This window comes from Mycolicibacterium arenosum (assembly GCF_024320865.1).
Taxonomy (GTDB): Bacteria; Actinomycetota; Actinomycetes; order Mycobacteriales; family Mycobacteriaceae; genus Mycobacterium; species Mycobacterium arenosum.
Map to the genome: position 1 here is coordinate 157038 of NZ_JANDBD010000012.1, position 14120 is coordinate 171157.

At 69.5% G+C, this 14120-nt stretch carries 13 protein-coding genes; 7 read left to right on the forward strand and 6 right to left on the reverse strand.

Annotated features, from left to right (window positions below):
- Positions 1–411: 411 nt before the first annotated feature.
- Positions 412–1281 (forward strand): HAD-IB family hydrolase, encoded by an 870-nt coding sequence (locus NM203_RS26145; protein WP_255063511.1) that lies wholly within the window; start codon positions 412–414, stop codon positions 1279–1281.
- 414 nt (positions 1282–1695) lie between these two features.
- Here NM203_RS26145 and NM203_RS26150 read toward each other — a convergent pair whose 3' ends face one another.
- Positions 1696–2442, reverse strand: coding sequence for a Fic family protein (locus tag NM203_RS26150; protein ID WP_255063512.1), 747 nt, complete (start codon positions 2440–2442; stop codon positions 1696–1698).
- Positions 2443–2498: 56 nt separating this feature from the next.
- Between NM203_RS26150 and acs the strand changes: the two genes are divergently transcribed.
- Positions 2499–4451: an acetate--CoA ligase gene (gene acs / locus NM203_RS26155; RefSeq protein WP_255063513.1), complete on the forward strand. Its 1953-nt coding sequence runs from the start codon at positions 2499–2501 to the stop codon at positions 4449–4451.
- Between the two features lie 106 nt (positions 4452–4557).
- On the opposite strand, the gene NM203_RS26160 is transcribed toward acs, so the two are convergent.
- Positions 4558–5229, reverse strand: coding sequence for a chymotrypsin family serine protease (locus NM203_RS26160; RefSeq protein WP_456299317.1), 672 nt, complete (start codon positions 5227–5229; stop codon positions 4558–4560).
- Between the two features lie 147 nt (positions 5230–5376).
- On the opposite strand from NM203_RS26160, the gene NM203_RS26165 reads away from it, so the two are divergent.
- Both NM203_RS26165 and NM203_RS26170 read left to right on the forward strand, forming a co-directional pair.
- Positions 5377–5883: a phage holin family protein gene (locus NM203_RS26165; protein WP_255063514.1), complete on the forward strand. Its 507-nt coding sequence runs from the start codon at positions 5377–5379 to the stop codon at positions 5881–5883.
- Positions 5884–5910: 27 nt separating this feature from the next.
- Positions 5911–6870 (forward strand): alpha/beta fold hydrolase, encoded by a 960-nt coding sequence (locus tag NM203_RS26170; RefSeq protein WP_255063515.1) that lies wholly within the window; start codon positions 5911–5913, stop codon positions 6868–6870.
- On the opposite strand, the gene marP is transcribed toward NM203_RS26170, so the two are convergent.
- From marP to nth, 4 genes are read right to left on the reverse strand one after another with little or no spacing between them, the layout of a single operon-like run.
- Complete coding sequence (marP, locus tag NM203_RS26175; RefSeq protein ID WP_255063516.1) at positions 6867–8057, reverse strand: acid resistance serine protease MarP; 1191 nt, start codon at positions 8055–8057, stop codon at positions 6867–6869. The genes NM203_RS26170 and marP overlap by 4 nt on opposite strands.
- A complete protein-coding gene (locus NM203_RS26180) occupies positions 8054–8836 on the reverse strand; it encodes an NUDIX hydrolase (RefSeq protein ID WP_255063517.1) in 783 nt (260 codons plus the stop codon). Before NM203_RS26180 ends, marP begins: the two co-directional genes overlap by 4 nt.
- Before the next feature lie 24 nt (positions 8837–8860).
- Positions 8861–9514 (reverse strand): TlpA family protein disulfide reductase, encoded by a 654-nt coding sequence (locus tag NM203_RS26185; RefSeq protein ID WP_255063518.1) that lies wholly within the window; start codon positions 9512–9514, stop codon positions 8861–8863.
- Positions 9515–9521: 7 nt separating this feature from the next.
- Complete coding sequence (nth, locus tag NM203_RS26190; RefSeq protein ID WP_255063605.1) at positions 9522–10295, reverse strand: endonuclease III; 774 nt, start codon at positions 10293–10295, stop codon at positions 9522–9524.
- Positions 10296–10403: 108 nt separating this feature from the next.
- Here nth and NM203_RS26195 point away from each other — a divergent pair, with 108 nt between their 5' ends.
- From NM203_RS26195 to NM203_RS33210, 3 genes are all read left to right on the forward strand, one after another.
- Positions 10404–10724, forward strand: a complete 321-nt coding sequence (locus NM203_RS26195) for a hypothetical protein (RefSeq protein WP_255063519.1) — start codon at positions 10404–10406, stop codon at positions 10722–10724.
- Between the two features lie 129 nt (positions 10725–10853).
- Positions 10854–11528 (forward strand): cAMP-activated global transcriptional regulator CRP, encoded by a 675-nt coding sequence (gene crp, locus NM203_RS26200; RefSeq protein WP_247056989.1) that lies wholly within the window; start codon positions 10854–10856, stop codon positions 11526–11528.
- 200 nt (positions 11529–11728) lie between these two features.
- Positions 11729–14116: a PGRS repeat-containing protein gene (locus tag NM203_RS33210; RefSeq protein WP_303625208.1), complete on the forward strand. Its 2388-nt coding sequence runs from the start codon at positions 11729–11731 to the stop codon at positions 14114–14116.
- Positions 14117–14120 lie beyond the last annotated feature (4 nt).

The following is a 14120-nucleotide window of genomic DNA, read 5'->3' on the forward strand; positions in this document are numbered from 1 at the left end:
TGAAGCCGCCCGCCGACGCTGCGCCACGCCTCGTCGCGCGAATGTGGATGAACTCCGGACTGTGGATAACGCGCGTCCGCGAGGAAGGCGCAGAATCCGTTCCATCGCAGCGGGGTTGACCGGCCTCTCGACACCGCATCAGCAGTGGAGACGCAACTTGTCCAGAAAAGGGACGACCCCCGCCAGGGGGGGAGGAGGCGGAGGTCGTCGTGTATCAGCCCCGGGGGGTCGGGCTGATGCACACCCGGCATAAGCCGAGTGATGTCGACTATACACGCGAGTGTGGGAGGCGGCGCAAGCCCCGTTGCGAAGGAAACTATGCGGTGACCAGGAATGTTGCAGGGTGCGTCACGTGTCTGCACCTGCCACTTTTGGCGCGGCGGGCCTCTCACGACGGCTGACCCCCCGCCTATGCTGATGCCTGTGACGGCACCCGACTCGGCGCCGGACGGCGACTCGGTGTCCGGGAACCCGCCGGTACCGGAGCTTCCCATCCGCACCGCCGCGTTCTTCGACCTCGACAAAACGGTCATCGCGAAATCCAGCACATTGGCGTTCAGCAAACCGTTCTTCGATCAGGGGCTGATCAATCGCCAGGACGTCCTGAAGTCCGCCTACGCGCAGTTCCTCTTCCTGATGTCGGGCGCCGACCACGATCAGATGGACCGGATGCGCAGCTACATCACGAACATGTGCACCGGGTGGAACGCCGAGCAGGTCAAGTCGATCGTCAACGAGACGCTGCACGACATCGTCGATCCCCTGGTCTTCGCGGAGGCCGCGAGCCTGATCGCCGACCACAAGCTGTGCGGCCGTGACGTCGTCGTGGTTTCCGCGTCCGGCGAGGAGATCGTGGCTCCCATCGCGCGCGGCCTCGGCGCCACCCACGCGATGGCGACCCGCATGGTGGTCGAGGACGGCAAGTACACCGGCGACGTCGCCTTCTACTGCTACGGCGAAGGCAAGGTCGAGGCGATCCGCGAGCTCGCCGCGCGCGAGGGCTATGCGCTCGAGTACTGCTACGCGTACTCCGATTCGATCACGGATCTGCCCATGCTCGAATCCGTCGGGCATCCAACGGTGGTGAACCCCGATCGCGCTCTCCGCAAAGAGGCACTCGGGCGGGGCTGGCCGGTGCTGGAGTTCTCCCGCCCGGTGCCGATCCGCACCAGGATCCCCGCTCCGTCCGGCGCCGCGGTGGCGACGACGGTCGCGGTGGGCGTCAGCGCGCTGGCGGCCGGCGCACTGACGTACTCACTACTCCGGCGCTTCGCCTTCTAAGCGCTACTGAGGAGTAGCTGAGGACTGGCTCGATAACGATCGGAAGTCGGTGCCCATTGGTACTTGATGTGACCGCCGTCACGGAGTACAAAGGAATCACGGACGCCAGGCAAGGCCTAGTTCGAATCGGAAGAGAAGGTTCGCGCTCCCGAGTCAGGCGACCCAGCACGGTACCCGGCACCCACGCGGAGCACAAGCCGCGTTATGGCAAAAGTGTTGCGGGCCTGCGTAATTGCGAAGAGCGGACACTGCGTTAACCCTTTGGGTGGGGTTACAGGTGGAGCGCATCGTAAGGACGCCGAGGTCATCCCACGCAACCCACAGAGCACGCTTGGTAACCGCGGATACCGTGCTAGCGGGCGGCGAGCCGATTTATTCGGAGCGCCGCCCGCTTCACTTTGCTGGCGACCTGCCTCAGTCGCGCGCCGCTTCCGCAATCGCCAGCGCCTCGCGGGCACCCTCCTCGAGCGCTCGACAGCTGGTGACCAGCCACGCGGTCAACCCGTCGGGTGTGCCGGACGCGAAGCCCCTCGCGGCGGCGCGGTAGTCGCCGGACAACCGCATCCAGTGCACTTCGGGAACGCCGAGGCCGTGCGGATCCATGCCACTGGCGATCGTGATGAGCCGCGACACCGCGCGCGCGACCACACCGTCCGCCACGCCGAACGGTTCCAGCGTCAGCAGCTCGCCGTGCGCGACGGCCGCCAGCACCGGCGCAGGCACCGATGTTCCGCCTGTGACGAGAGCCGCGAGCATCTCAAGTCTGCGACCGACATCACCTTCCACACGCGGGCGGCCGAGCGCGTCTGGGTCGGCGAGATCGGCGGCGGCGAGAGCGTGCAGTCGAGCGATCGCCTGCAGCGGAGCGCGCTTCCAGACACCGACTAACGCGGTGCCGCCACCCTCGAGCGACTCCGACACCCGCAGCGCACCCGCGAGGACGGGGTCGGCCTCCCCCTCGGCGGACAGCGAGAGCGCGCCCCCGTCGAGCACGGACGAGGCGCGCGCGGCACGCACCGACGCCTCAGCCGCCGACGCCGGCCAGCCCCGCAGATTGACGCGATGGCGGTGCGCTCGGGCGATTGCGGCGCGGGCGGCCTCACTGGCGTCGGCCACACCGGGAAGCGCCGCCAGCGGGGCGAGCGGATCAGCGGTGGTCACGGCCGCTCACGGTATCCCAACGTCGATGCAACCCCACGGTGACTAGGCTCACAGGCATGTCCGATACGTCTGCCGTGACACAGTCCACGTTCCCGCCGTCGGCCGATTTCGCCGCCTCTGCTAACGCCACCGCCGACCTCTACGACGAAGCCGAGCGCGACCGACTCGCGTTCTGGGACAAGCAAGCCAAGCGGTTGTCGTGGGACGCGCCGTTCACCGAGGTGCTCGACTGGGCGGAAGCACCGTTCGCGAAGTGGTTCGTCGGCGGCACGCTCAACGTCGCCTACAACTGCGTCGATCGGCACGTCGAGGCGGGCAACGGCGACCGGGTCGCGATCCACTGGGAGGGCGAACCCGTCGGCGATCAACGGACCATCACCTACGCCGAGTTGAAGGACGAGGTCTGCAAGGCCGCCAATGCGCTGACCGACCTGGGCCTCGTCGCGGGCGATCGGGTCGCGATCTACATGCCGATGGTGCCCGAGGCGATCGTCGCGATGCTGGCGTGCGCTCGACTGGGCGTCATGCACTCGGTGGTCTTCGCCGGCTTCTCCGCCACCGCGCTCAAGGCGCGCATCAACGACGCCGAGGCCAAGCTCGTCATCACCGTCGACGGCCAGTACCGCCGGGGCAAGCCCGCGTCGCTGAAGGACGCGGTCGACGAGGCCGTCGACGGCGAGGACTCCATCGAGCACGTTCTGGTGGTGCGCCGCACCGGAATCGACATCCCCTGGACCGAGGGCCGCGATCTGTGGTGGGACGAGACCGTCGCCGGCGCCTCGACCGAACACTCCCCGGAGGCGTTCGACGCCGAGCACCCGCTGTTCCTGCTGTACACCTCGGGCACCACCGGCAAGCCCAAGGGCATCATGCACACCACCGGCGGCTACCTCACTCAGTCGAGCTACACCCATTTCAACGTCTTCGACGTCAAGCCCGAGACCGATGTGTACTGGTGCACCGCCGACATCGGCTGGGTCACCGGCCACACCTACATCGTCTACGGACCGCTCTCCAACGGCGTGACGCAGGTCGTGTACGAGGGCACCCCCGCCTCGCCGGACGAGCACCGGCACTTCCAGATCATCGAGAAGTACGGTGTCACAATCTATTACACCGCACCGACGCTGGTTCGCTCGTTCATGAAGTGGGGTCGCCAGATTCCCGCCGACCACGACCTGTCCACCCTGCGGCTGCTCGGCTCGGTCGGCGAGCCGATCAACCCCGAGGCGTGGCGCTGGTACCGCACCGTGTTCGGCGCCGACAGGACGCCGATCGTCGACACCTGGTGGCAGACCGAAACCGGCTCCATCATGATCTCCCCGCTACCGGGCGTCACCGAGACCAAGCCGGGGTCGGCCATGACGCCGCTGCCGGGAATCTCGGCCAAGATCGTCGACGACGACGGCAATCAACTCGAACCGGGCACCGAACACGGTGAGCAGCCCAGCGGCTACCTGGTGCTCGACAAACCGTGGCCGTCGATGCTGCGCGGGATCTGGGGCGACCCGGAGCGTTTCAAGGAGACCTACTGGACGCGGTTCGCCGAACAGGGGTGGTACTTCGCGGGTGACGGCGCCCGCTACGGCAAGGACGGCGAGATCTGGGTGCTCGGCCGCATCGACGACGTCATGAACATCTCGGGACACCGCATCTCCACCGCCGAGGTCGAATCCGCTCTCGTCGGCCACTACGGAGTCGCCGAGGCCGCCGTCGTCGGCGCCACCGACGACCACACCGGTCAGGCCATCTGCGCGTTCGTCATCCTCAAGTCGTCCGCCAAGGGCGGGGACGAGAACATCGTCGACGAACTGCGCGCCGAAGTGGCCAAGGAGATCTCCCCGATCGCCAAGCCACGCGAAATCCACGTCGTCCCAGAGCTTCCCAAGACCCGCAGCGGCAAGATCATGCGCCGCCTGTTGCGCGACGTCGCCGAGGGTCGCGAACTGGGCGACACCTCCACGCTGGTCGACCCCAGCGTGTTCGAGGCGATCCGCGCCAGCAAGTAGTCCGTTACCCTTCGCGCCGAACGTTGGTTACCGTCACGCTTTTCGGCGAGAAGCGTGACGGTAACCAACGTTCGGCGCGAAAAGCGCGAAAAATAGGGGGGTGGGGTCAGGCGACCGGAACGAAGCCCGAACCCGGCCGGTTCTTCGCGACGATGTCGGCGAGGACCGCGTTGAACGACATCGTGACCGCCGGGGTGTGCAGCGGCACGTACTGCGTCACGCACGTGGGCAATTCCTCGCTGAAGGCACCGTGAATCATGCCGACGAGGCGGTTGTCGACGGTGACGGGTGCCCCGGAGTCGCCGGGCTGGCCGCACACCTGGTTGACGATGGTGCCCGGCTCCTTGCCCGGCCCCCAGGTCACACCGCACGACGAACCCGTGGTGCGGCCCAACTTGCAGGCGATGTCGCCGAACTTCGGGTCGGGTGCCAACCCCGCGATGAGGAACCCGTCAACCGTGTCGACGGGTTGCACCTTCGCGGGGTCGAACTCGATGACGGCGTAATCCAACGCGTCGTTTCCCGCCACCATGGTGCCGACCGGACCGGCATCCGGAGCCGCCTCGGACGCCACGACGGCACCCGGTCCGCCGCAGTGCGCCGAGGTGAATCCGATCAGGCTGCCGCGATTGTCGGTGCCGATGGTGGTCAGCGTGCAGAACGCCTCGCCGTTGACGACGATGCCGGAGCCGCCGCCGAGCGGCACGAGCGGCTCGGCGTGCGCCACCGGGGAGTTGAGGGCCGGGGCCAGGGCGGCGAATACCGCCGCCACGGCGATTGGCCAGCGGTTGAACACCGAAACCTCCGCTTCTCGACCCCGACGGCACGTCAAACGCGCTCAGTCTAACGTCGGCCGGGATCGTAGTGCCCGTCGCGACATGGCAACATGACACCCAACTGATCCGACGCTGGGAGGACATCAGTCGTGAGCAATGGCGACCGCAAGAACGGCGTGCCGGCAACTGTGACGTCGATTCCGCTGGTTGACCCGCATGCGCCGAAACCGGATCCGTCGGTGGGCGACCTGGTCAAGGACGCGACCGCGCAGATGTCGACGCTGGTTCGCGCCGAGGTCGAACTGGCCAAGGCCGAGGTCACGCGCGACGTGAAGAAGGGGCTCACCGGCAGCGTCTTCTTCATCCTCGCGCTGGTGGTGCTGTTCTACTCGACGTTCTTCCTCTTCTTCTTCCTGGCCGAGCTGATCCACTTCTTCGGGCTCTACCTGTGGGCGGCGTACCTGATCGTCTTCGGGTTGATGGTGCTGACGACGGGTCTCTTCGCGTTCCTGGGCTATCTGAAGGTGCGCCGCATCCGCGGCCCGCAGAAGACCATCGCCTCGGTCAAGGAAGCACGCGAGGCGCTGGTCCCCGGTGGGGACAAGCCCGCCGCGATCAAGCCGTCGGAGCCGACCACAGACCCGTCGGGCTGGTAAGTGCCCCGGAGCCGCAGCGGCGGCGCCATGACGCCGAAGCCCGATCCCTCGGTCACGCGCATCGAGGGTCCGTGGCGCCATCTCGAGGTGCACGCCAACGGGATTCGCTTCCACGTCGTCGAGGCGGAACCGGGGGACGACGGCTCGCTCGCGCCGACCGAGCGGCCGCTGGTCATCATGCTGCACGGATTCGGCTCGTTCTGGTGGTCGTGGCGCCACCAGCTGCGGTCGCTCACCGGCGCGCGGGTGGTGGCCGTCGACCTGCGGGGCTACGGCGGCAGCGACAAGCCACCCCGCGGTTACGACGGCTGGACGCTGGCCGGTGACACCGCCGGCCTGGTGCGAGCGCTCGGACACCAGAACGCCACGCTGATCGGGCACGCGGACGGCGGCCTGGTCTGCTGGGCCACGTCGGTGCTGCATCCGCGGGCGGTCCGTGCCATCGGGCTGGTCAGCTCACCGCATCCGGCCGCCCTGCGCGCGTCGGTGCTGACGCGGCGCGATCAGAGCCGCGCCCTGCTGCCCTGGATTCTGCGCTATCAACTGCCGTGGTGGCCGGAGCACGTGCTGACCCGCGACGACGCCACCGAAATCGAGCACCTGGTGCGCAGCCGAGCGAGCGGCAAATGGCTTGCCTCCGAGGACTTCTCGGAGACCATCCAGCACATGCGACGGGCGATTCGCATCCCGTTCGCCGCGCACTCGGCGCTGGAGTACCAGCGGTGGGCCGCACGCAGCCAGGTACGCACCGAGGGGCGCCGGTTCATGCGGTCGATGAAGCGGCCACTCGCCGTACCCGTGCTGCACATGCGCGGGGACGCCGATCCGTACGTGCTGACCGACCCCGTCGACCGGACGCAGCGGATCTTCGCCCCGCACGGCAGGTACATCTCGATCGCCGGTGCCGGGCACTTCGCCCACGAGGAGGCGCCCGACGTGGTCAACGGACACGTGATGCGATTCCTGGCGCAGGTCTACGCCGGCTAGGAGATGCACTTCCCGGTCGGCACCGTGGCGGTGTCGCCGACCTTGGCCATCTGATCGGCCACTTCCTTCGCGGTGAGTACGAAACCGGTGTCCACGTCGTCGACCGCGGCACCGAAGACGACGCCGAGCACCCGGCCGTCGCGATCGATGAGCGGACCGCCCGAATTGCCTTGCCGAACAGTGCCTCTCACGGTGTACACCTCGCGGGTGACGGTCGTGGTGTGGTAGATGTCCGGCCCGTTGAGGTTGATGGTCTCGCGGATGCGCGCGGGCGTGGCAGTGAAGTCCCCGCCGCCCGGATACCCCATGACGACGGCGTCCGTGCCGGTCGCGGCCTCGCGGCTGTCGAAGCCGAGCGACGGCGCGGGCAGGCCGGGAACGTCGAGGATCGAGATGTCGGCCTCGGGATCGAACGACACCACGGTCGCGTCGTAGCTCTGCCCCTCCGACTCCACGGTGACGCTCTCCGAACCCGCCACCACGTGTGCGTTCGACATCACCCGGTTGGGCGCCACGACGAAACCGCTGCCCTCGAGCACCTTCTGGCAGCTCGGCGCGACACCGCGGATCTTCAGTACGCTCGGGTGCGTCCGCTCGACGACGGGGTCGGTCGCGAGCGCGGCGTCCGGTACGTCGACGTTGACGATCGGCGTGCGACCGAACGGCTGCAGCACGTCCGGCAGCCCCGATGTGCTGACCAGATCGTCGAGGCTGGCCCGCAACTTCCGCGTGACCGGCTCGGGGGCCACCTTGTCGACGGTCGTGAGGATCCGCGAACCGCGAACGGCCGCTGCGAGATTCGGTTGGTCCGAGGACGTCAGCGGGATCGCGAGCACCCACGCCGCCAGCAGGATGGTCACGACCTGCAGGGCCACCCCGACCAGGGAGTCGACGGTGCGCAACCCCGAGTTGCGAATGGCGGCGCGCGCCGCCCGGCCCAGCACCACGCCGGCGATCTCACCGACCACGACGAGACCGAGGATCAGGAACAGCGCCACGAACAGCTTGGTGCGCGGCCCATCGACGTGGCTGACGACGTGCGGTGCCAGCAGTACGCCGGCGACCGCGCCGAGGACCACACCGAACAGCGACAGCAGCGAGCCGAGCGCGCCGGAGCGAAAGCCGGAGATGGCAGCGACGAATGCGACGGCCAGAATCGCAATGTCAAGCCACTGGGAAGAAGTCATTGTTGGCTTTCACCGTAGCTGCTGACCTGCCTGACGAGCGCCATTGCCTCGTCCAGTTCACGCACGTTGCTCGTATTCCAGGGTTTGGCCCAGCCCGCGACATCGAGGAGCGCGGAGATCACCTGGCCGGTGAATCCCCACACCAGCATCTGGTTGAGCAGGAACGCGGGGCCGGCGAAGCGCGAACTGTTCTGCCGGCGGTGCACCATCAGCCGGTTCTCCGGGTTGACGAACGCCCGCACCGGCACCCGCGCGACGATGGCCGTCTCGCCGGGGTCGACGACGCCGACGGGCCCTGGTTCCGGCGAGTACGCCAGCACGGGCAGGACGTGGAAGCCCGACGGCGGGATGAACATCGGTTCGAGCGTCGCGAGCAGCGTCAGCCGATCCGCGTCGAGGCCGGTCTCCTCGTTGGCCTCGCGCAGCGCCGCCGCGACCGGTCCGTCGTCCTCGGGATCGATGGCACCACCGGGGAAGGCGGCTTGACCTGCGTGGTTGCGCAGATCCGCGGAACGAACCGTGACCAGGAGGTCGGCGTCGTCGGGCAGCTCACCGGACGACGACTCCGCCGGACCCGAGAACAAGACCAGCACCGCGGCGTCGCGCTTCCTGCCGGTGACCGTGGCCGCCGCGTTGGCGGCGGTGAAGGCCGCGAGCACATCGGCGGGAACTCGTCTGCGGTAGGCGCCGGGCACGTCACCGACGTTGTCGACGAGCCTCTTCAGCCAGCTGGGCGCGGCGTCGGGACGGAGCTGACGGCCAGTGTGGTCGACGCTCAACCCAGCTCCCATCTCCGCGGTGTTTCAGGTTAGCCCCGCGTTCACCGCCGCGGCTATCTCGTCGGCGGTGGCGAACGGCCGGGGCAGAACCTCGGCCACGCTACCGTCCGCGCGTAACAGCACCGTGGCAGGCATGACGTTCGGAACGCGCAACGCCGCGGCGACGAGCCTGCGGCCGTCCTGCAACGTCGGCAGGTGCACGCCCAGCTCCGCCAGCCGGAGCAGGCCCGCCGTCTCGTTCTCGTCCTGATGGACCGTGAGCACCTGCACGTCGTCACCCACCCGGCGCTGGTACTCCGCCATCGCGGGCAGTTCGTCGGCGCACGGTCCGCACCAGTAGGCCCACAGGTTCAGCACCGTGGGCCGCCCCGCGACGGCCCTGGCGACGTCGACCCGGCGGCCGTCGGCGGCGCACTCGACCGTGACACCGCGCAGCGGCGCCGGGCCGCTGGAGGACGGGCCGACGCCGGGAGCGGGACACGGTTCGAGGGCGGCTTCGGCGCGTGGACCGGCGAGCGCCTCCGGGGTGTCGGCGTCGCGGTGTTCGCGGGCCACGGCGGGCCCGCCCGCGACGGCGGCGTCGGGGGCCGATCCGGTGTCCAACTGGCGCCAGAGCGCCACCACGATCGCGGCGACGAGGATGAGGACGGCAATGGTCCATCGCGTCGACCTGCTCATGGCCGGCTCAGAGCCCGGCCAGCGCCAACAGGTGCTCGGTCTCCGGCCCCTTGACCAGCGGCGCCGCCACCAGCGGGTCGGTGGGTCCCGCACCGAACGACGGGCAGTCCTTGGCCAGCACGCACACCCCGCACGCCGGTTTCTTCGCGTGACACACCCGCCTGCCGTGGAAGATCACGCGGTGGCTCAGCAGAGTCCACTCCTTGCGCTCGATCAACTCCCCGACGGCGAACTCCACCTTCACCGGGTCCTCCTCGGCGGTCCACTTCCAGCGCCGGACCAGCCTCCCGAAGTGGGTGTCGACCGTGATGCCGGGGATGTCGAACGCGTTGCCGAGCACGACGTTGGCGGTCTTGCGGCCGATGCCCGGCAGCGTCACCAGTTCCTCGAGGGTGTCGGGAACCCGCCCGTCGAAGCGTTCGACGAGCGCCTGACCGAGACCGAGCAAAGACGTCGCCTTGTTGCGATAGAAGCCGGTCGGCTGGATCAGGGTCTCGAGTTCGGTGCGGTCGGCGGTGGCGTAGTCGACCGCCGTGCGGTACTTGGCGAACAACGCGGGGGTGGTCAGGTTCACCCGCTTGTCGGTGCACTGCGCGGACAGGATCGTCGCGACGGTGAGTTCGAGCGGATTGGTGAAGTCCAGTTCGCAGTACACATGCGGAAACGCGTGCGCGAGAGTGCGATTCATCCTGCGAGCCCGGCGCACCAGGCCGGTGCGGGTCTCGGCGTCGAACCGGGCCGCCCGCTTGCGTGAGGACGTGCCGGATGTCGTCGACGGCACGGGGGAAACTGCCACCGATTCAGCGTACTGACGAGGCCGACAACCCCACGTGCGGACCGGTGACAAACCGTGATCCCACTGAGACCTTGGCCGTGTTTACTTCGCCTTGTGTCTTGGTTGCTCGTCGCGTTCATTCCGGGGTTGCTCATGCTGGCAACCTTCGGACTGGACCGACTCGAAGCGAGCCTCCACGTCGATGCGGCGCCGTCCGACGACGTCGACGAGTTAATGGAACAGGCCAAGGTGGAACCGGTGCGGCGCCCGCAGGCGGTGCCCGATACCGGACCGCTCCGGGCGTTGCGACACCGGGAGATGAGCGGCGATCACTACGCCTTCGCCCAATCCGAGGCCTATTTGCCGACGCTCGACTACGCCCGCCACGCGCCGAATCCGCAGTTTCAGCCGACCCGACAGGCCGATCGTGTGTAGCGTTGGCTCGTTGCGCTGGGAGGCCGTGTCTCGACTTCGTCGACGTGGCTTGCCTCTAGACTGATTTCGCGATCAATCTGAGGTTGACCTGCGCACGTCTTAATCACTTGAGAGCTTAAGAGGGGCAACGTGGACGAGATCCTGGCCAGGGCCGGAATCTTCCAGGGCGTCGAGCCGACAGCGGTCTCCGCACTGACCAAACAACTTCAGCCCGTCGACTTTCCGCGCGGGCACACGGTGTTCGCGGAGGGCGAGCCCGGTGACCGGCTCTACATCATCATCAACGGCAAGGTGAAGATCGGCCGCCGGTCGCCGGACGGTCGCGAGAATCTGCTCACCATCATGGGTCCGTCGGACATGTTCGGCGAGCTGTCGATCTTCGATCCCGGACCGCGGACGTCGAGCGCCACCACCATCACCGAGGTGCGCGCCGTGTCCATGGATCGCGACGCCCTGCGGGCGTGGATCGCCGACCGCCCCGAGATCGCCGAGCAACTGCTGCGCGTGCTGGCCCGCCGCCTGCGCCGCACGAACAACAACCTCGCCGACCTGATCTTCACCGACGTCCCCGGCCGCGTCGCCAAGCAGCTGCTGCAGCTCGCGCAGCGCTTCGGCACTCAGGAGGGCGGCGCGCTGCGCGTGACGCACGACCTGACGCAGGAGGAGATCGCCCAGTTGGTCGGCGCGTCCCGCGAGACCGTGAACAAGGCGCTCGCCGATTTCGCCCACCGCGGGTGGATTCGCCTCGAGGGCAAGAGCGTTCTCATCAGCGACTCCGAGCGGTTGGCCCGCCGAGCGCGGTGAACCTGCCGACGTTTCGACGTCGGTTCCGTGTGGTCAAACGGTAGGCAATCCCCCTATATCGATTGCCGCCGAGCGGTTTTAGCGTCCCTGTAGCGAAGAAAACCGGGTGTGTCTCGAACGGCGACACCCGGCGCTGAAGGGGGCGCACGAACCGCTGGGGCTGGTCGCCGCCTTCCCGAACGCACGGGAACGAGGAAGCCATGTCACGTCACCACCGCCGCCGCAACCGCCTCGCGGGTCCGACCATGATGACCGCAGCGGTCGCAGCGGGAGTCCTGGTCGCAGGCAGTCCGCATCACGACCTCGACACGCCCGCACTCGCGGTTGCCGCTCCGCCGTCGGGCCAGGCGGTGCCGGGCAGGTCACCGGAACCGAACGAGTCGCACGTCGCGGCGTTACGGGTGCTCGGTCTGACGACCCCCATCGCAGCGCAGGCCGCGGTGCCCACGGCGAGCGCGGATCCCGTGGTCGGCGACCCGATCGCGCTCACCACCAACCAGTTGCGCTCCCTGTTAACCCAGTGGAATCCGGTCTCGGCGCCGCTCCACCGCCTCGTCGTCAACGACATCCGGCACCGGCACGCCTCCGATCCCGACACCGCGGCGGCGTCGACCCTCGCAGCGTCCCGGCTGGTCACGCCGACGCTGACACCCGCGTTGGCTCCGGTGCCCGGCACCAGCTATCCGGTCTCGGACTTCATCAGCAGCGTCATCCGGATCTTCATCAGCAATGGTGTCGACGCCGCAGCCGACTGCACCGGCGACGCCTGCAACGGCGGCAACGCCGGACTGCTGTTCGGCAGCGGCGGTGCGGGAGCCAATGGCGGCAGCGGCGGAAACGCCGGACTCTGGGGTGACGGCGGCCGCGGCGGCGACGGCACCGCGATCGGCCAGACCGGTGGCAACGGCGGCTACGCCGGGTTGTTCTTCGGCAACGGCGGCGCGGGCGGAAACGGTGGCATCACCGCCAACGGCGGTGACGGCGGTCACGCGGGCACGCTCTCGCTGCTCGGCAACGGCGGCGACGGCGGTCGCGGCGGCGACGGCATCCGCGGCACCGACGGAACAGTCGGCGAGAACGGCGTCCGGGGCGAGGACGGAACCGACGGCGCGGACGGTGTGGACGGAACCAACGGCCGTGCCGGAGACAACGGCACCAACGGTCCCGACGGTGAGGTGGGCTCGAGGGGCAACGACGGTCGCAACGGTGTGAACCCCGGCCCCAACGGCGATAAGGCCATGTCCGGTCCGCCCGGATTCCCCAGTGTGCCCGGCACTCCGATCCCCGCTCACTACGACGGTTTCGCCGGTAACGACGGCGATCCCGGCGAAGAGGGCGGCGACGGCGGCGACGGTTTCCCCGACCTCGACCTCGCCGGCAGCGGCGGCAGCGGCGGGAGCGGTGGCGACGGCGGAGCGGGTGCTCGGGGCGGCCGCGGCGGCGACGGCGGACGCGCGGTGGGTGCCGTCGCGAACGGCGGCAACGGCGGGCCCGGCGGTGACGGCGGGACCGGAGCGGCCGGCGGCAACGGCGGCAACGCCGGTCGGGCGGACGGCCTCGCCGACGCCACCGGTGGCACCGGCGGGCGGGGCGGCAACGGTGGTGCGGGCACACCGGGTGGACCCGGCGACCCCGGCGGCCCCGGCGGTCGGGGTGTCGACGGAACCAACGGTCAAGACGGCGGCCGAGGCGGCGCGGGTACCGACGGGAAGCGCGGCACCGACGGGCAGGCGGGCACCGCGGGAGTGGCGGGCACCCCGGGTACACCCGGCATTCCGGCAGGCGCCGGCGGCAAGGGAGGTTCCGCCGGCTGGCTCAGCCTGGGTGTCGGCGGAACCGGCGGCAGTGGCGGCGTGGGCGGCGACGGCGGCACCGGGGGAACGGGCGGCAACGGCGCCGACGGCGGAAACGCCGGCGACGGCGGCAACGCGGGAAGTGGCGGCGACGGCGGCAAGGGCGGCAACGCGGGCAACGGCGGCACCGGCGGTCAGGGTGGCACCGGCGGCAACGGCGGCAACGGCGACCGAGGCGGCGACGGCGGCAACGGGGGCACCGGCGGCGGTGCCTATCGAACCGCGCCCGGCGATGCGACGGGCGGCGGCGGTGGTGCCGGCGGCAAGGGCGGCCAGGGCGGCGCAGGAGGCGCAGGCGGTCCCGGTGGCGAGGGCGGGCCCGGTGGAGCCGCGGGGTCCGCCGGTCAGGGCGGCGCGGCGGGCGCGGCGGGCAACGTCGGTGCTGGTGGCACCGGCGGATCCGGCGGCGCTGGCGGAGACGGCGGTGCCGGTGGATCCGGCGGTGAGGGCGGAGCGTCCGGCGCGAGCGGTAACAGCGGATTGTTCGGTAGGCCCGCGGCCACCGGGTCGGCGGGTGCGAACGGCCGGACGGGCGCGACCGGAGCAACGGGTTCCGACGGCACCGCGGGTGCCAACGGCGTCAACGGTCAGGCGGGCACCGCGGGCAGCCGGGGCGCCGACGGCGCCGCGGGAACGGCGGGCAACACCGGAGCCACCGGCAACGCGGGCAGCACCGGACAGAAGGGGGCCGACGGAGCGAACGGTGCCAACGGCGCGAACGGCAGGGGCGAGTAGTGAT

Excerpts from the sequence above, each read along its gene's own strand:
- NM203_RS26145 (WP_255063511.1), top strand. The coding sequence starts at position 412 with ATGCTGATGCCTGTGACGGCACCCGACTCGGCGCCGGACGGCGACTCG.
- acs (WP_255063513.1), top strand. The coding sequence starts at position 2,499 with ATGTCCGATACGTCTGCCGTGACACAGTCCACGTTCCCGCCGTCGGCC.
- NM203_RS26170 (WP_255063515.1), top strand. The coding sequence starts at position 5,911 with ATGACGCCGAAGCCCGATCCCTCGGTCACGCGCATCGAGGGTCCGTGG.
- marP (WP_255063516.1), bottom strand. The coding sequence starts at position 8,057 with ATGACTTCTTCCCAGTGGCTTGACATTGCGATTCTGGCCGTCGCATTC.
- NM203_RS26185 (WP_255063518.1), bottom strand. The coding sequence starts at position 9,514 with ATGAGCAGGTCGACGCGATGGACCATTGCCGTCCTCATCCTCGTCGCC.
- NM203_RS33210 (WP_303625208.1), top strand. The coding sequence starts at position 11,729 with ATGTCACGTCACCACCGCCGCCGCAACCGCCTCGCGGGTCCGACCATG.